The sequence below is a fragment of the Reyranella sp. genome (assembly GCF_965279465.1).
Lineage (GTDB): Bacteria > Pseudomonadota > Alphaproteobacteria > Reyranellales > Reyranellaceae > Reyranella.
Window position 1 is genome coordinate 3,486,850 of the sequence record NZ_OZ257242.1, and the last position, 17,786, is coordinate 3,504,635.

The 17,786-nt window shown below is 65.8% G+C and carries 11 protein-coding genes; 5 read left to right on the forward strand and 6 right to left on the reverse strand.

Translation table 11 applies throughout. The annotated features are described in order from the left end of the window. Nucleotides 1–74: 74 nt before the first annotated feature. Entirely contained in the window at nt 75–1,394 is a 1,320-nt protein-coding gene (locus tag ACQY8M_RS17080) for an LLM class flavin-dependent oxidoreductase (RefSeq protein WP_428674317.1), read from the reverse strand. Nucleotides 1,395–1,513: 119 nt separating this feature from the next. On the opposite strand from ACQY8M_RS17080, the gene ACQY8M_RS17085 reads away from it, so the two are divergent. Next, nucleotides 1,514–3,079: an ABC transporter substrate-binding protein gene (locus ACQY8M_RS17085; protein ID WP_428674319.1), complete on the forward strand. Its 1,566-nt coding sequence runs from the start codon at nt 1,514–1,516 to the stop codon at nt 3,077–3,079. Between the two features lie 195 nt (nt 3,080–3,274). Here ACQY8M_RS17085 and ACQY8M_RS17090 read toward each other — a convergent pair whose 3' ends face one another. The 3 genes from ACQY8M_RS17090 to ACQY8M_RS17100 form a co-directional block, all read right to left on the reverse strand. Then, complete coding sequence (locus tag ACQY8M_RS17090; protein ID WP_428674321.1) at nt 3,275–4,828, reverse strand: phospholipase D-like domain-containing protein; 1,554 nt, start codon at nt 4,826–4,828, stop codon at nt 3,275–3,277. A 116-nt stretch (nt 4,829–4,944) separates the two neighbouring features. Next, nucleotides 4,945–8,112 (reverse strand): efflux RND transporter permease subunit, encoded by a 3,168-nt coding sequence (locus ACQY8M_RS17095; protein ID WP_428674323.1) that lies wholly within the window; start codon nt 8,110–8,112, stop codon nt 4,945–4,947. Nucleotides 8,113–8,118: 6 nt separating this feature from the next. Further along, nucleotides 8,119–9,273 carry an efflux RND transporter periplasmic adaptor subunit gene (locus ACQY8M_RS17100; RefSeq protein WP_428674325.1) on the reverse strand — a complete coding sequence of 385 codons (1,155 nt, stop codon included), beginning with the start codon at nt 9,271–9,273 and terminating at the stop codon, nt 8,119–8,121. Between the two features lie 150 nt (nt 9,274–9,423). Here ACQY8M_RS17100 and ACQY8M_RS17105 point away from each other — a divergent pair, with 150 nt between their 5' ends. The 4 genes from ACQY8M_RS17105 (at nt 9,424) to ACQY8M_RS17120 (ending at nt 15,232) form a co-directional block, all read left to right on the forward strand. Beyond that, nucleotides 9,424–9,810: a response regulator gene (locus ACQY8M_RS17105; RefSeq protein ID WP_428674327.1), complete on the forward strand. Its 387-nt coding sequence runs from the start codon at nt 9,424–9,426 to the stop codon at nt 9,808–9,810. Further along, a complete protein-coding gene (locus ACQY8M_RS17110; RefSeq protein ID WP_428674329.1) occupies nt 9,807–11,861 on the forward strand; it encodes a sensor histidine kinase in 2,055 nt (684 codons plus the stop codon). The genes ACQY8M_RS17105 and ACQY8M_RS17110 overlap by 4 nt, the downstream gene beginning before the upstream one ends. Before the next feature lie 30 nt (nt 11,862–11,891). Then, nucleotides 11,892–13,136, forward strand: coding sequence for a Zn-dependent hydrolase (locus ACQY8M_RS17115; RefSeq protein ID WP_428674331.1), 1,245 nt, complete (start codon nt 11,892–11,894; stop codon nt 13,134–13,136). Nucleotides 13,137–13,498: 362 nt separating this feature from the next. Next, nucleotides 13,499–15,232, forward strand: a complete 1,734-nt coding sequence (locus ACQY8M_RS17120) for a PASTA domain-containing protein (RefSeq protein ID WP_428674333.1) — start codon at nt 13,499–13,501, stop codon at nt 15,230–15,232. A 10-nt stretch (nt 15,233–15,242) separates the two neighbouring features. On the opposite strand, the gene ACQY8M_RS17125 is transcribed toward ACQY8M_RS17120, so the two are convergent. Both ACQY8M_RS17125 and ACQY8M_RS17130 read right to left on the reverse strand, forming a co-directional pair. Then, nucleotides 15,243–15,932 carry a substrate-binding domain-containing protein gene (locus ACQY8M_RS17125; RefSeq protein ID WP_428674335.1) on the reverse strand — a complete coding sequence of 230 codons (690 nt, stop codon included), beginning with the start codon at nt 15,930–15,932 and terminating at the stop codon, nt 15,243–15,245. Next, complete coding sequence (locus ACQY8M_RS17130; protein WP_428674337.1) at nt 15,933–17,411, reverse strand: 4-hydroxyphenylacetate 3-hydroxylase N-terminal domain-containing protein; 1,479 nt, start codon at nt 17,409–17,411, stop codon at nt 15,933–15,935. Nucleotides 17,412–17,786 lie beyond the last annotated feature (375 nt).

Below are 17,786 nucleotides of genomic sequence, written 5' to 3' on the forward strand. Positions count from 1 at the left end.
GGTGGAAATCCATTGCGGCGTGCATTCCTGTTGGTTGGCGACGGGCGCTTACCTAATCGCGATGCGTCCGCGAATCAAGGCTGCGGCCGCGCCAGCCCGAGAAGTTCGCGCAGCGTCGTGCCCTCGTACTCGCGGCGAAACAGGCCGCGTTCCTGGAGGATCGGCACCACGCCATCGACGAAGTCGTCGAAACCGTCATGGAACCAGGGCGGCATGACGTTGAAGCCGTCGCCGGCGCGCTCCTCGAACCAGAGCTGCAGCGTGTCGGCAATCGTCTCGGGCGAGCCGCACAGCACCCAATGGCCGCGCGCGGCGGCATTCAGGTTATAGAGGTCGCGCAGGGTCAGGCCGTCGCGCCGCGCCTTGTCGAGCAGGACGCGGGCGAAGGTCTGGCTGAACTCGGTCTGTGGCAGCTCCGGCACCGGCCCGTCGAAATCGTACCCGGTCATGTCGAAGCCCAGCCGGTCGGTGAGGAGCTGCAGGCCGTTCCGCGAATCGACGAACGACTGCAGGATCGCGAGCTTCTCGCGCGCCTCCTTGTCGGTGCGGCCGACCACCGGCATCACGCCCGGCAGCATGGCGAGCTGATCGGGCGTGCGGCCGAAGGCCGGCATCCGCTCCTTGACCGCCCTGTAGGCGGCCTTCGATTCCTCGATGTCCTGGGTCACGGTGAAGACCACATCGGCGGTGCGCGCAGCCAGCGCCTGGCCGGGCGCCGAGCCGCCGGCCTGCAGCACGATCGGCCGGCCCTGCGGCGCGCGGCCGATATTGACCGGGCCCTTCACCTTGAAGTGACGGCCGACATGGTCGATGGCGCGCAGCTTCTTCGGATCGAGATAAACGCCGGTCGCACGGTCGGCGACCAGCGCGTCGTCGTCCCAGGCGTCCCACAGCCTGATCACGACATCGAGGAACTCCTCGGCGCGCTCGTAGCGCTCGGCATGCTCGGGCAGCGGCTTGTCGAAATTGGCACCGGCTGCGGGATTGGTGGAGGTGACGGCGTTCCACGCGGCGCGGCCGCCGCTGATATGGTCGAGCGAGGCAAAGGCGCGGGCAGTGCTCCACGGGTCGCCGTAGGTCGTCGAGGCGGTGGCGCCGAGGCCGACATGCTTCGTCGTGGTCGCCAGCGCCGCCATCATGGTGAGCGGTTCGAGCCGCAACGTGTAGGAGGGGTGCGAACCGGGATCGGCATAAAGATTGTCGCCCATGAAGATCAGGTCGAAGCGCCCGCGCTCGGCGGTGCGCGCGATCTGCTGGATCGCGCCCAGGTCCGAAAAGTCCGTCACCGCCCCCGGCCAGCGCCAGCCCGCGATATGGCTGCCGGTCCCCAGGATGAACAGGCCGAGATGCATCTGGCGAGGTGGCGGCGTTCCCAAGACTTCAACTCCCTTCATTGTTCATGTTCCTCCCCCGAAGACGGGGGAGGGAGCGATGGTAATGCCGAGAGAGAGCAAACTCCGTACCGGCACGGACCTTGCGTTGCCTCTGCCACCGCCTGGGAAAGGGACAATGCATGCGCAAGGTGATCCTCGCAGCGGCTCTCTGGGCCCTTATCGCTGTGCCGCTCCCAGTGCTCGCGCAATCGACGCTGCGCATGGTGGCGCACGCCGACCTCAAGATCCTCGATCCGGTCTGGAGCACGGCGAACATCACCCGCAACCACGGCTACATGGTCTACGACGTCCTGTTCTCGACCGACGCCGATTTCAGGATCCAGCCGCAGATGGTGGAGAACTACGAAGTTTCGCCCGACCGGCTGACCTGGACCTTCACCCTGCGCGATGGGCTCGAATGGCACGACGGCAAGCCGGTGACGGCGGACGATTGCATCGCTTCGATCCGCCGCTGGGGCGCACGCGACGGCTTCGGTCAGCTCCTGATGCGCGCCACGGCGGAGCTCAAGCCCGTCGATGCGAAGACGTTCGTGCTGGTGCTGAAGGAGCCGTTCGGCCTGGTGCTCGAGGCGCTGGGCAAGATCGGCTCGAACGTGCCGTTCATGATGCCCAGGCGCGTCGCCGAAACCGATCCCAACAAACAGATCGACGACTATACCGGCTCGGGTCCGTTCATCTTCAAAAAGGACGAGTGGAAGGCCGGCGAGAGGGTCGTCTATGTCCGCAATCCGAAGTACAGGCCGCGCGCCGAGCCGCCGTCGATGATGGCCGGCGGCAAAGTGGTCAAGGTCGACCGGGTCGAATGGATCGCCATCCCCGATGCCAACAGTGCGGTCAACGCGCTGCTCGCAGGCGAGATCGACCTGCTCGAGGCGCCCCCCGCCGACCTGCAGCCGCTGCTGCGCGCCGACGGGAACATCGCCCTGTTCGGCTTCAATGGATTGGGCGGCCAGGGGATGATGCGGTTCAATCATCTCCATCCGCCGTTCGACAATGTGAAGGCGCGCCAGGCGGCGATGCACGCCATGGCGATCGAGGACCTGCAGCGCGCGCAAGTCGGCGATCCGGAGCGCTATCGGGTTTGCAACGCGCCGTTCATCTGCGGCGCGCCGTACGGCAAGGAGTACGGCGACCTGCTGATCAAGCCCGACCTCGACAAGGCGCGGGCGCTCCTGAAGGAGAGCGGCTACGACGGCACGCCGATCGTCATGCTGCACCAGACTGACCTCGTGTCGTCCAACCAGTTCCAGCCGGTCGCCAAGCAGCAGCTCGAGCGCGCCGGTTTCAAGGTCGAGCTCCAGGCGATGGACTGGAACACCGTGGTCGCGCGCCGCGCCCGCAAGGAGCCGCCGTCGAAAGGCGGTTGGAACATCTTCTTCACCACCAACCCGACCGTCGACGTCGACAACCCGGGCACCAGCAACTTCGCCGCGGCGTCGTGCGAGAAGGCATGGTTCGGCTGGCCGTGCGATCCGGAGGTCGAGAAGCTGCGCGCCGAATTCATCAACGAGACCGATCCCGCCAAGCGCAAGGCGCTGGGCTTTGCCATCTCCGATCGGGTGATCGAGCAGGGCATCTACGTGCCCGTCGGCCAGGCCCGCGGCTTCGGCGCTTATCGCAAGGACCGCCTGGACGGCTGGCTGCCTGCCCCGGTCGCGCTGGTGTGGAACATCAGCAAGAAATGACAGCACGAAGCACTATAACCCGAGAAGCACCAGCATCACCGCGTCGGCGAGATTCACTGACGCCGATCACCTCGGGCGAAGCGTAGCATGCAAACGGATCGCCCTCATCGGAACGCGCCCCCTCGCTTTTTCACGCATCTCTTTGTCTTCCGGATTGCGAGCTTCCAGTTCGCTCATACGCACATGTGAACTGAATCACGAGCGAGCTGGAAGCTCGTGGTCCGGAATACCGTGACGCGTCGATCGACCCCGCGGACGACGGAAGCGATAGCGCAGCCGGCGCAACAGGCCGCGTTGCGACAGCGGCTTGAAGATTTCCTCCGGCCCCTCCGGATCGAGCAACTCGTTGTCGGCCAGCCAGGTCTCGATATCGTTCAATGCGGGCACCTGGTAGGGCCGTAGCGACCGGCCCTCGCCGCGCAGCGCCTCGATGGCGGCGATCAGCGAACCTTCGGCCTCGATGCGGGCCCGCACCGTCGCCGGCGCGAACCCCAGATGCTCGCCGAGCAGCCGGTCGCGCAGGCCCGAGATCGCTGCGCCGATCGCGGGGGCGGCGGGCGCGTTGGCAGTCGAGGTGGCGTCGATCACGACGTCGCATTCGGTGTCGAGCCGCAGCGAGCGGTTGTTCATGTTGGATGAGCCGACATGCAGGACGCGATCGTCGACGATCAGGACCTTGGCGTGGACATAGATCGGCCGGCCCGCCGCGGTGACCGGGTGGTAGAGGCGGAAGCGGCCATGGGCGTCGGCGTGGCGCATGACCTCGACCAGGCGGGCGCGGGCCGTATCCATGGCGACCGGCTCGAGCCAGCCGTGGGCTCGTTCCGGCGTGATCAGCACGATCTCTGGCCCGTCGGCCTCGGCCAGCCGCTCGGCCATGGCCTCCGCGATGCGGCGCGCGGCAAAGTACTGGCTCTCGGCAAATATGTAGCGGCGTGCGGCGGCGATCTCGGCAAGGAAGGTCTCCTCGACTTCGAGGATCGCTGTCCCTCCGGCGGTCGCGGGACGCGAGCGGCTGATCGTTACCGATACATGGCGAAAATGCGGAGTCAGGCCTTCGGGCCACGACGCGGCCTCGCCCGATTCCGAAGAGAGTGGGGGGACGGGCGCAAGCGCATGGCCGCCCGCCTCGCGCCAGCGCTCGCGCGCCAGTTCGCCGAGCGCGGCAGCAGCAGGACCTTGCAGCGCCATGGTCGAATCATGCCACGGACCGTAGGGCACGCCGTTCGGCATGATGCGTCGCGGATCGTCGTCGAGATGAGCGGGCGTATCCCAGCGATTACTGGTCATGTCGATGCCGCCGCAGAAGGCGAGGCGATCATCGATCACCACGATCTTGTGGTGATGGGCCGCGCCCGGTGTCGAGGCGGCGTCCAGCCGGGTGTGGATGCGCGGATGGGCCATCCAGCGGATGACGGTGAAAAGCGTCGTGCCGCGGAACAGGGTGCGGAGGGCCCCAATGTTCCAGCGCAGCAGGCAGACCTCGAGCTCGGGATTCCTGTCGACCAGCCAGAGGACGAAATCGCCCAGGGTGCGCGGTTCGCCCTGCAGGCGCGTTGCAGAGTCGGCAAGCTGGATGCGCGCGTCGAAATCCCATCCGATCAGCATGATGCGGCGACGGGCCTGCAGCATGCCGAGCCGCGCCGCCGCGAAATAATCGGCGGCGTCCACCACCAGCGCCGCCCGCGTGGCCGACGCACGGCGCCACGCCGCGGCATCCATTGCCGGACTTTCGATCGGCTCCACCATCCCGCTGCCTCTCAGGCTCACGGTGCATAAACGGCGACGGGGCGGGCAGGTTGCGGCTTGCGCACGAGGTTTGCAGCGAGACCGGCGGGACCCACTCGTGGGCGGCGGGAGGACCGTTACGCCCCGTGTTGCGCGACCGCGGCCGGCCGGGCTTTAGGGCCCTTGAGGCGCTCTTCGAAACGCTGCAGGACTGTGAAGAAGGATGGCACGAACAGCACGGCCAGGCAGGTCGAGGCGAGCATGCCGCTGGCCACGCATATGCCGAGCGAGATCCGCGAGGCGGCGCCGGCGCCGGTCGCCGTCACCAGCGGCATGACGCCGAGGATAAAGGCGAACGACGTCATCAGGATCGGGCGCAGCCGCGTGATCGCCGCCTCGACCGCTGCCTCGGCGATCGGCTTGCCTTCGAGGATGCGGACCTCGCGTGCCACCTCGACGATCAGGATGGCGTTCTTGGCGCCGAGCGCGATCAGCAGCATCAGGCCGATCTGGGTATAGAGGTTGTTGGGCAGGCCGACCGCGGCGAGTGCGATCGCGGGGCCGATGAGCGCCAGCGGCACCGCAAGGATCACGCCGAGCGGCGCGATCCAGCTCTCGTACTGGCCGGCGAGGCAGAGATAGACCAGCAGGATGGCCAGCACGAAGACATAGACGATCTGGTTGCCGACGATCGTCTCCTGGTAGGACATCGCCGTCCATTCGTAGGTCGTGCCCGGCGGCAACGCAGCCGCGCCGATCTGGTCCATCAGCGACAGCGACTCGCCGGAGCTGAAGCCCGGTGCCGCCGAGCCGACGATCGCAGCCGAGGGATAGAGATTGTAGAGGCTGATGATCGCCGCGCCGCGCGCCGGCTTGAGCTGGGCCAGCGCGCCGATCGGGATCATCTTGCCGTCTGAGCTTCTGACATTGAGCTTGAGCAGGTCCTCGGGCTGGGCGCGATACTTCGAATCGGCCTGGACGTAGACCTGCAGGCTGAGGCCGAACTTGTTGAATCTGTTGACGTAGGCCGAGCCGACGAACGCCGACAGCGTGGAGAAGACGTCGCCCACGGCCACGTTCAGGCTCTCGGCCTTAGAGCGGTCGACATCGACCTCGATGTGCGGCGCCCCGGCGCGGAAGCTGGTGAACGGGTTGGCGATCGAGGTCTGGGTGCGGGCCTGCTCGATCACCTCGTCGGTCGCGGCCTGCAGCTTGGCGAGATCGAAGCTGCCGTCGCGCTGCTCGATCTGCATCTGGAAGCCGCCGGCATTGCCGATGCCCTGGATCGGCGGCGGGACGAGGATGATGGTGCGCCCATCCTGCAGGCCGAACGTCTGTCGCTGGAGGCTTTGGGCGATCGAGCGCAGGTCCTGGTCCTTCTTCTTGAGGCGCTCGCCCCAATCGTCGAGCATGACGAAGGCGACGCCGGCGTTGGCGAGCTGCGACATGTTGTCGAGGATCGACACGCCGGTGATCGCGACGACCTTGCGCACGCCGGGCGTCGCCCGGGCGATGCGGGCAGCTTCGGCAAGCGAGGCGCCGGTGCGGCCGAGCGACGCTCCGTCCGGCATTTGCAAGGCGATCATCAGATAGCCCTGGTCCTCGTTGGGAATGAAGGCAGTAGGCAGCCGGGCGACCCCCCAGCCGCCGATCCCCGCCAGCACCAGCGCGAGCAGGACCATCGGGATGGCGTGCCTGACCATGGCGCCGATCAGCCGCGCGTAGGCATGCTCGACCTTGCTGTAGCCGGCGTTGAAGGTGCGGAAGAAGATGTTGCGCTTCTCCGGCGGCACCGACGGCCGGAGCCAGCTGGCGCACTGCGTCGGCTTCAGCGTCGCTGCGTTGACCGCGCTGATGAAGGCGGTGGCGGCGATTACTAGGGCGAACTGGGCGAACATCTGGCCGGTCAGGCCGGGCACGAAGGCGGCCGGGATGAACACCGACATCAGCACCAGAGTGATGCCGATCACGGGCCCGATCAGCTCCTGCATCGCCTTGACCGCCGCGTCGTGGGCCGACATGCCGCGCTCGATGTGGCGCGACACACCCTCGACGATGACGATCGCATCGTCGACCACGATCCCGATCGCCAGCACGATGCCGAACAGGGTCGAGAGGTTGATGGTGAAGCCGAGCGCCGCCATGGCGGCGAAGGTGCCGATGATGGTGACCGGAATCGTGGTCGCCGGCACCAGTGTCGCGCGCCAGTCCTGCAGGAACACGACGATCACGACCAGCACCAGGATGCCGGCCTCGAACAGGGTCATGAACACCTCGTGGATCGAGGTGCGGACGAAAGCCGTGGTGTCGAACGGGATATCGTAGGCCAGACCGGGCGGGAAGGCTTGCTTCAGCTCCTCCATCTTCTTCTGCACCGCGGCGGCGACGGCGAGCGCGTTCGCCTCGGGCGTCTGGTAGATCGCAATGCCAGCGGCCGGCTTGCCGTCGACATTGAAGTCCGTGGCGTAGGTCTGGGCGCCGAGCTCGACCCGGGCCACGTCCTTCAGCCGCAGGATGCGGCCGCCGTTGCCGCTCGCGGCCTTGACGACGATGTTGGCGAATTGCTCCGGCGCGTCGAACTGGCCCTGGATGTCGACCGTGTACTGGAAGCTCTGGTCCTTGTCGGCAGGCGGCGTGCCGGCCTGGCCCGCCGTCACCGGCTGGCTCTGCGACTGCACGGCATTGATCACCTCGCCGGGCGAGAGGCCGAAGGTGTAGAGCTTCATCGGGTCGAGCCAGATGCGCATCGAATAGGTGCCGACGCCGAGCACCGTGACGTTGCCGACGCCCGGCACGCGCTCCAGCTCGTTGACCAGGTTGATGGTCGCGTAGTTGCTGAGATACAGGCTCTTGTAGCGGTCGTCGGGCGAGTACAGGGAGACGATCTCGAGCATCGAGGTCGACTTCTTCTGCACCGTCAGACCCTGTGCCTGGACCGATGCCGGCAGCGAGGCGAGCGCGGCACTCACGCGATTCTGCACCAGCACCTGCGCGAAATCGAGATTGGTGCCGATCTCGAAGGTGACGATGAGCGAGTACGTGCCGGTGTCGGTGCTGGTCGACTGCATGTAGATCATGCCTTCGACGCCGTTGACCTGCAGCTCGACCGGCAGCGCGACCTGGTTGACGATGGTGGCGGCGGACGCGCCGGGGTAGGTCGTCGTCACCGATACGGTCGGCGGCACGATGTTGGGATACTGCGCGATCGGCAGGTTGAAGGCCGCGACGCCGCCGATCAGCACGATCACGATCGCCAGCACATTGGCCAGCACCGGCCGGTCGATGAAGAACTTCGAGATGTTCATGGCCGGCTACTTCGCGGCCGCAGCGGCGATGGTCGTCAGCTTGGGGATGACCTTTCGGCCTGGGATCGCCCGCCCGTTGGTGCTGATCACGACCCGGTCGTCGGCGGTCAGCCCTTTGTCGATCACCCGCAGGCTGCCGGGCAGCAGCATTCCGGTGGTGACGCGCCGCTGCTCGACCGTATCGTCCTTGTTGACCACCAGCAGGTACTTGCCGGCCTGGTCCTCGCCGATGACGGGATCCGGCACGAGCAGCGCGTCCTTCGCGCCGAGGCCGAGCGGCAGGCGCACGCGCACGAAGAAGCCGGGCAGCAGCGCGAGAGTGGGGTTCTCGAACAGGCCGCGCATCAGGATGGTGCCGGTGTTGGTGTCGATGTCGGGGGCGACATAATTGAGGTGTCCCTTGTGCGGAAATCCTTCCTCGGTCATCAGCCCGATTTCGAGCGGAACCTTGTTGATCTCCTCGAGGCTCAGGCGGCGATCCTTGAGGTTGGCGCGGATGTTCAGCACATCCTGCTCGCTGACATTGAACGTGACGTACATCGGATCGAGCTGGACGCTGGTCGCGAGCTTGGTGTTGACGCCGTTGCCGACCACCTCGCCGACCGAAATCAGGTGGCGCGTGGTGACGCTGTCGAATGGCGCGGTAACCTTGGTGTAGCTGAGGTTGATCTGCGCAATCGTGAGGTTGGCCTCCTGGTTCTGGACGTTGGCGGCGTCCGAGTCGCGCTTGGCCTTGGCGATGTCGAAGGTGTTCTGGGCCGACACGTTCTGGCGCAGCAGCGTTTCCTGGCGGTTGAACTCGGCCGTCGACTGCACGAGCTGTGCCTTGGCCGCGGCGAGCTGGGCCGCCGCCTGCTTCACCTGAGCCTCATAGGTCGAGGGGTCGATCTGGAACAGCAGGTCCCCCTTCCTGGCGGGGCTGCCGTCCTGGTAGTCGATCGCAACCAGAAAACCCTCGACTCGCGCCACAAGATCGACGTTGTTGTACGCTGCCGTGTTGCCGGTCAGCTCGATGAAGGGAGTGACCTTCTGCTGGAGCGGCGGAGCGACCGCGATCTCGGGCGTGGGCGGAGCGATGAACTTGTTCTCCGGCTTGCAGCCAGCCAGCATCGCTGCCAGCAACGAAAGGGCAATCAGGCCGGTGTAGGCGCGGCTACGCATGCAGTGACACTCTCCAAACCGACCGAGCGATAGCGCATCCGGCGCTACATGACTACATGGCTCGTGCTTCGGCTCCCTTTCCTGTGGGAACGGGCGCCTATACCATCCGGGCACCGCGATCTCACAGTCGGCGGCGATCGGGAGTATCGGTTGGATTTGGCGGGCCTGCGGGTGTTCGTTGTCGAGGACGAGGCGCTCGTTCTGCTGACGCTCGAGGACATGCTCGCCGACCTGGGATGCCAGGTCGTCGTCGCCGTCCAGCAGGTCGAGGCGGCCTTGTGCCTTGCCAGGGACACGGTGGTCGACGTCGCGCTGCTCGACGTGAATGTCGGCGGCACGCGGATCGATCCCGTCGCCCACATCCTCGCCACGCGCGGTATCCCGATCGTCTTCGTCACCGGCTACGAGGCCTCGTCGCTGCCGCCGTCGCCGCCGGGAGCAGCCGACAACGTCGTTCGTGTTGCCAAGCCGTTCCAGTCGACCGGACTCGCGCAGGGCATTCTCCAGGCCCTCGGACGGGCGGAGCCGCCGGGATGAGCCCGGCTGGCAGGAAGCCCTCTCGCGCCTGGCCGGCAGCCCTGCATCTGGTGCTGTTCGCGGCGATCATCGCCGTGCCGCTGCTCGCGTTGCTGGGGGCTATGTTCTACCGTTCTGCCATCCAGGAGCATCGGCGGCTCGAGCGGCTGATCGGCCGGGAACTCGACGGCCTGACGGCTGCGATAGATCGCGACATCGAGCGCCGGACTGCCGTGCTGCGGACGCTCGCCACTGCTCCTACGCTCGCAGCCGAGGACTGGCCGGGCTTCTATCACCAGGCCAAGGCAAGCCTCGGCAGGAACTATCTCGTGCTGACCGACGCGGCGGGCCGCCAGCTCGTCAACACCTTCGTGCCGCACGGCACGGCACCTGCCTTCACCGGCAATCCCGCGATGATCGAGAGCATGCGCCGGACGATGCGGCCGGTCGTCTCCGATCTGTTCACCAGCCTGGCCGCCAGCCATCCAGTCTACAACGTCTCCATCCCAATCGCCGACGACAACGGGCTGCGCTATGTGATGAGTCTCGGCCTGTTGCCGGAGGACCTGCTCGACCTGCTGCAGGACCAGCATCTCGAGGACGCTTGGACGACCGAGATCTGGGACCGCAAGGGTGTGATCTTGGCGCTTACGCGCGGACAGGAGCGATGGCTCGGCAAAGCGGTGCCGGACCGTTGGCGTGGGCAGCGACACGGCCAGGTCGTCGAGGACCTGAGCCTCGACGGCGAGCGCATCCTGGCGGCTACGGGCCAGCCGGCATTGGCCGGCTGGACGGTGCGTGTCTCCTTTCCGGTGCGGCTGGTCGACGCGCGGGCCCGTGAGCTGCTGTGGCTGTGGGGAGCGGCGGCGGAGCTGGTGATCCTGCTGACCGCCGTCGCCGCCTATGTGTTCGGTGCGAGCTTTACGCGACCGCTCGGCGCGACGGCCCGCGCGGCGGCGGCCGTCGGCCATGGCGATCCGGTCGAGGTGAGCGACACACGTATCGCCGAGGTGAACGCCGTCAACCGGGCGCTGCGCGAGGCCGCGGAGAAGCTGGAGAAAAGCCGCACCGCGTTGCGCTACAGCGAACAGCTGCTCGGCACGGCGGCCGATGTCGCACAGTTCGGCGCCCACCAGTACGATGCCGTTAACGACCGCGTGTATCGCTCACCCCAGATCCGGCACATCCTCGGCGCCGGACCGGGCGAGGACCGCGACCTCGATTCGGCGCTCGATTTCGTACATCCGGACGACCGCAGGGAGGTTGCCCGGCGCAAGCGGCAGGTCCTCGCCTCGGAGCATAAGTACCAGCTCACCTACCGCATCCGCCGGCCCGACGGAGAGGTGCGGTGGGTGATGGACCGCGGCCAGGTCGAGCGCGACGCCGCCGGCAAGGCGCTGCGCGTGGTCGGCGTGCTTGTCGACATCACCGACATCAAGGCTGCGGAGCAACGCCAGCGGCTGCTGTTCGACGAGCTTAATCACCGGGTCAAGAACACGCTCGCCATCGTCCAGTCGCTGGCCCAGCACACCCAGCGCAGCAAGCCCGATCCGCAGGAATTCAGCCGTGCCTTCGGCGAGCGGATCATGTCGCTGTCGCGCGCCCATGACCTTCTCACCCAGACGGCGTGGCAGGGCGCGCCGTTGCAAAAGGTCGTGAGTGCCGTGCTCGAGCCCTTCACCACCCAGGCCGGCCGCATCGACATATCGGGTGATGCGGTCGAGCTGCCGGCGAGCATTACCATCACGCTCGCCCTGATGCTGAACGAGCTTGCGACCAATGCCGCCAAATTCGGCGCGCTCTCCACCGATGCCGGCAGAGTCGGGATTTCCTGGACGGTCGCGCCCGCAGAGACGCAGGGCGGCGCGGGGCTCAGTGTCGATTTCATCTGGCGGGAGCGTGATGGTCCGCCTGTGGCGCCGCCGAAGCACCGCGGCTTCGGCTCGCGGCTGCTGGCGGCGAGCGCAGCGCAGATCAGGGGCGAGCTCGACGCGGAATTCGCGCCCGAGGGCCTGTGCTGCCGCATCCGTTTTCCCGTGCCGGCGCGCGCCGCCCAGCCCCATTCTTGCTAGGGTGCGTCGACGAACCGAAGGAGTCCGCCCGTGTCTGCCACCAATGTGCTCGAGATCAATCCCGAACGTCTGTGGGAGACGCTGGAGCGCTCGGCCGAGATCGGCAGGTTCCGCGATGTCGGCCTGCGCCGCCTGGCGCTGTCGGCCGAGGACAAGCAGATGCGCGACCAGTTCATCGATTGGGCCAAGGCGGCGGGCTGCACGGTCGAGATCGACCGGCTGGGCAACATCTTCGCCCGCCGCGCCGGCAGCGATCCCTCCTTGGCGCCGGTCGCGATCGGCAGCCATCTCGACACCCAGATCTGCGGCGGCCGCTACGACGGCATCCTCGGCGTGCTGTGCGGCCTCGAAGTCGTGCGCACCCTGAACGACCGTGGCATTACGACCAAGCGCGGGATCGAGGTGATCTGCTGGACCAACGAGGAGGGCGGCCGCTTCGCGCCGCCGATGATGGGCTCGATGGCGTTCGCGGGCGTGATCGCGCTGAAGGATGTGCTGGCGACGAGGGACGACGACGGCATCACGGTCGAGAAGGCGCTCGACGCGATCGGCTATGCCGGGCCAGAGCCGCTCGGCAAGCGCGCGTTCGACGCCTATCTCGAGCTCCACATCGAGCAGGCGCCCACCCTCGACCGCGAGAAGGTCGATGTCGGCATTGTGGTCGGCGGCTACAAGACCAAGGCGCTTCGCCTCACGATCAAGGGCGACACTGGCCACGCCGGCGGCACGCCGATGGCGATGCGGCGCAACGCACTGGTCGGCGCGGGCTACGTGATCGGGGCGGTAAACGACGTCGGGCTGGCATACGCCGCCGACGAGGGCCGCACTACGACGACGCGGATCGAGAGCTTCCCCAACCTGCCCGGCACCTATGCCGAGGAGGTCAAGCTGACGCTCGACTACCGCCACATCGACCAGGTGCGCTTCGAGGCGATGGGACGGGATATCCGCGCCGCGATCGACGCGGCAGCGCAGAAGGCCAATGTCGAGATCGAGGTGGTGGAAGGCTGGAGCTGGGGCAGCGAGCTGTTCGCGCCCGAGTGCATCGACCTCTTGCGCACGACGGCGAAGGAACTCGGCCTGCCGTACCGCGAGATGCGCAGCCAGGCCGGCCACGACGCTTATGCCGTCGCCACCATGGCGCCGACCGCTATGATCTTCACGCCGTGCCACGAGGGCATCAGCCACAACGTGAAGGAAGATATCGAGCTCGTCCGTTCGGTGCCGGGCGCGAATCTCCTGTTGAACGCCGCTGTAGCGCGCGCCAATCGCTGATCGCCGGTGGCGAGCTTCGTGAGCCGACTTGAACACGTTCGTTGCGTGAGGTGGACGCGTCCGCCGACTTGACGAGCCGCCGTCGTTGCAGTGCGGCGAGTGTACAAGATCAGATCGCGAACCTCGCGCCGTGTAACCGCATCCAGCGTGGTGACGTAGTGGTGGTCGCCGGCCGGCCAGGGCTGCGCTCCAATGCTTGGGGTGACGTGAACTACTTTTTCTATTTAAAGCAGATTCTGCCTGTGACAGTATTCCACCATCGCGAGCAGCCCTGTAATTGCGGTGGTGGAGCTTATAGTTCCGCATTGCTACACAGGCGGGTTTGCCTGCGTCGCCATGAGGCTTTCGTGGGGGATGGGGAAATGGCAATCGTCGAAGTTCCCAATTTGACAGACAAGACGCGAGCGGAAGCTGAGGTGGAGCTGACTGCCGTTGACCTTGTAATCGGAGCCGTGAGCGCGGCGAATAACGATACAGTACCCGCCGACCGAATCGTCAGCACGGATCCAGCAGCCGGGACCAAGATCGAGCAGAAGACCTCAGTGGCGCTGGTGCTTTCATCTGGACCGAAGACAACGGCAAACGACGACGTGGAAGTTCCCGATTTGACGCGGAAGACGCGAGCGGAAGCGGATGTGGCGCTGTCAGGCGCCGGTCTTGTAGTCGGAGCCGTGAGCACGGCGAATAGCGACACAGTTTCCGTCGACCTCATCGTCAGCACCGATCCGCCGGCCGGAACCAAAGTTATGCGGGGGACGCCCGTGGCACTGGCGATTTCGGCTGGGCCGAAGGCAACGGCAGACAACGACGTGGTAGTTCCCGATTTGACGCGCAAGACGCGAGCGGAAGCCGAGGCGGCGCTGAAAGCCGCCGGCTTTGCAATCGGAGCGGAGAGGACGGCGACTAGCGACACAGTTCCCGCCAACGCGGTCGTCAGCACTGATCCGGCAGCCGGAGCCAAGGCTAAGCTTGGTGCGCCGGTGGCGCTGGTGTTTTCGGCTGGGCCTGCCACCGTGGCTGATGCGGATATTCCCGATGTGACACTCCTGACTCAGGCGGCTGCGGAGACGGTCTTGAAAGCCGCGGGCCTCACGATTGGCACGGTGAGTACGGCGTACAGTGACGTGGTTCCCGCCGGGGGCGTAATCAGTATAAATCCACCGGCCACAGCCATGGTCAAGCCGGGGACGCCTGTGGCGCTCGTACTTTCAGCCGGGTCGAAGAGAAGCCTTTGGGCGATCTTGTTGGTGAACCTGCCGCAATTGCTTTTTGGCTTGGTCAGTCTGGCCCTTACGGGGTTGGTTGTATATGTTCTGGCACAAGAGTCAGGAAACATACTTGGCCGCTTGGCAAACAAGGAAGTCGCCAGAGGCGTAATAACATTTCTTTTTGCGGTTACGACCGTAGTCGTCGCGCTTATTTTGGCTCTATCGACTGTAATTTCTACGTCGAGCGCCGACGACGACAAGCGCTTCGACAGAGGCAAGCAAGTACTAACATTGCTAATCGGTATTCTGGGTACAATCGTCGGCTTTTACTTCGGCGCAGATGCTGGTTCAAAGCCTCCTTTGGAAATTGCCACGAATACGCTACCTGATGGCATGGTCGGCGCCGCTTATTCACCAACAATGTTGCAAGCCAAAGGCGGAAGTCCTCCACTCAAATGGTCAGTTACGTCTTTGCCGGCGGGTCTGACGCTTGACTCTGGAATTATCAGCGGCACGCCGAAGGCGGCTGGGCGCAATACTATCACCCTCACCGCAATCGACAGTGCCGCAACCTCTGTCACCGCTCAGAAGGAGGTTGCAATCGAGATAAGGGCTGCTTTGGAGGTCGTTCAGCTCTCCTTGCCCGATGGCGCGGTGACGAAGCCATATCCATCAACGGCGTTACAGGCCAAAGGCGGAAAACCTCCGCTGCAGTGGTCGATGGTACCTGGGTCGTCATTGCCTGATGGCCTCAACTTGGATTCGAAAGGAACCATCAGCGGCACGTCGTCGGCAGCACCACAGAAGGGCAAGTTCACAGTTACGGTTACTGACAGTGCCATACCACCTGCGGCAGCACAGAGGGAACTGACACTAGAGGTAAAGTAGCGTTGAAGTCTTACGCCGGATCGAGCCCCTTCTCGCGGAATACGACGAGCGAGGGCGGGGTGCGCAGGAAGTCGATCAGCTGCTTCGCCTCAACAGCCTTTGCGCTCGATGTTTCGATCGCCGCGACGAAGACCGTCACGAGTTGATAGGGCGCAGGGAGCGGCCCGACGATCTCGATGCCCGGTACCTGCTTGAGCTCCGGGATCTGCTGGACGGCGAGGTCGACCTCGCCGGTCGGCAGGAACCGCCCGCTGAGGCCGCCCGCCGGCGGGAAGCGGTTCTTGGCATTGATCTCGGCCGCGATTCCCATCTGCTCCAGTACCTTGGCGAAATGGATGCCGCTCGCGCCGCCCGCCTTGGGATCGGTGTAGGAGATCGCGCGCGCCGCGAGCAGCGTGCGCTTCAGCGCTTCGGGCGTCGAAATGTCCGGCCGTGCGGTACCCGCCTTGATCGCGATCGCGGCGGGAGAGCTGGCGAGCGGCACCTCCGAGCCGGGCAGGATGCGGCCGTCGCGCGCCATGATGTCGGTGCCGGCGCGATTGAGGATCAGGAGGTCGGCAGTTTCGCCGGCCTGCAGACGCTTCACGAAGGCGGGCGCGGTGTTCCATTCGAAGTTCGGCATGATGCCGGTCTCGGCAGTGAAGCGCGGCAGCAGCACCTCCACGGCAGGCTGGACGGCAATGGAGCTGAAGACTTTCACTTAGCGTTCTCCGGGTCGGGGCGGCGCCACCGGCCGGCGTGCCGCCAGCGGGGCGTCGCGGATCGAATCGAGGTTGACGGTCGGCATCGGCAGATCGAGCCGCTGCAGGACGGTATTGGCGAGCATGTTATAGCGGTCGAAGCTCCTGCGCAGGCGGCCTCGCCACGACACCTCGCCGCCATTGGCATGCAGCTCGAACACGTGCTCGCGCTGGTCGAGCGCCGAGCCGACATGGTCCCACGCCATCTGCAGCAACGCTGCGCGCTGCCGGGCGCTGTAGCCGCCGCCGGTAAAGGATTCCTCCAGTCCCGACGCGAGCGCCGCGTCGGCGAGATCCTTGTCGGACGGCGCCACCACCAGCGAGGAGCCGGGCAGGATGCGCAGGATCTCGGCCATCCGCCGCCGCGCCTTCAGCATGGCGATCGAGCCGGCCGCGAGATGGCTCTGGTTTGGCGAGCAGTAGCCGTCGACGGTCATCTCCGGGTCGCGCTCGGCGGCGGTCTGGCAGGCCCGCACGGTCTGGACGTCGGTGATCAGGTCGAGCAGGTAATCGATGGTCGCCTCGTGCTGGCTCAGTCCCATCGCATGGGCGCAGGCAAGCGCCAGGCCGAGCGTGAACTCGGCCTTGGACAGCCAACAGTAGAGCTGGTGCCAGAACAGCCAGCGCGCGATCGGCTCGGGCGAAAAGTCGGTGAGAAAGACGCGATTCCACGGCACGACCACGTCGTCGAGCCACATCTGCCCGTCGAGCTCGTCGAAGCGGTTGCTGAGCGGCGCGGTGAACGGGTTCGGATCGCGCGCCGAGCGCTTGCGGCAGATCACGGTGACACCCTGAGCGTTGACCGGCACGACGAAGGTCGCGCGCTGGCCGTCGAGCACCGCTCCGTTGACTGCGCCGATATAAACGTCCTCGGCAAAGGCAGGGCTGGTGTGCATGCCGATCTTGCCGCGCACCACGACACCCAATTCGGAACGGCCGACGATCCTGAGCGCGACCCGGTCGGCCGGATCCTCGCGCAGCCGATAGCCGATCGGCGCTGCGCCTGCCGCGAAGGTCAGGAAGCGCCCGGTGCGCGCGATCTCCGCGCGGTAGGCCTCCGCATGGGCAGCCTGCTCTGGCGATTTGTTGTGCAGATTGACCGCGTGCACGATGCCGAGCGCGATCAGATGGCCGTAGGCGGGCGTATGGGTGACGTTGCCGGCGCTGAGGAAGGTCGTGGCCGAGAAGCACTTCCCCATACGTACGAGATCGTCCGACGTGCGCGGCACGAGATAGCCGACCGGGCCGTCCGGTCCGAACAGCGTGTCCTTCCAGGCGGAATCGTCGTGGCGATCGTACCAGGCAACATAGTCCTCGACCATCGCCGCGGTGGCGGGATGGATCGCGACGTCCTCGACCTGTCCTTCGCCCAGCACGAACACGCGCCTGCCGTCGCGCAGGCTGTTGCGATAGTCGGCTCCCGTCCGTATCGACGACATGACGTTTCCCCCGGCTTCGTTGAGCGCATTGTAGAGGGGAAACTCCAGAAAACGATCCCGTCAACGATGCGACCACATTGCTGCCAGGTTTTCGGCTAAATCTTCCGCCCATCCGACATCTTGCACGAGGAGCAGAATTCGACGTTGCGTCACACGGGTTTCGCCGCGTGTGCACACCCGTACAACAAGACAAGACAATGGCCGTAGTGCCTGCGCCCTTCTCCCCCCAAGGAATGCCAGGATGCCCGATCAAACATCGTCTCGCGAACGCTCTCCCGATTCCGTCGATCGCTTCGTCTCTCCGTCGCCAACAAGTAGAACCATCCACAAGGACGCCGTCACACCGCCGACATTCGTGCAAATTCGTGCGCCCGC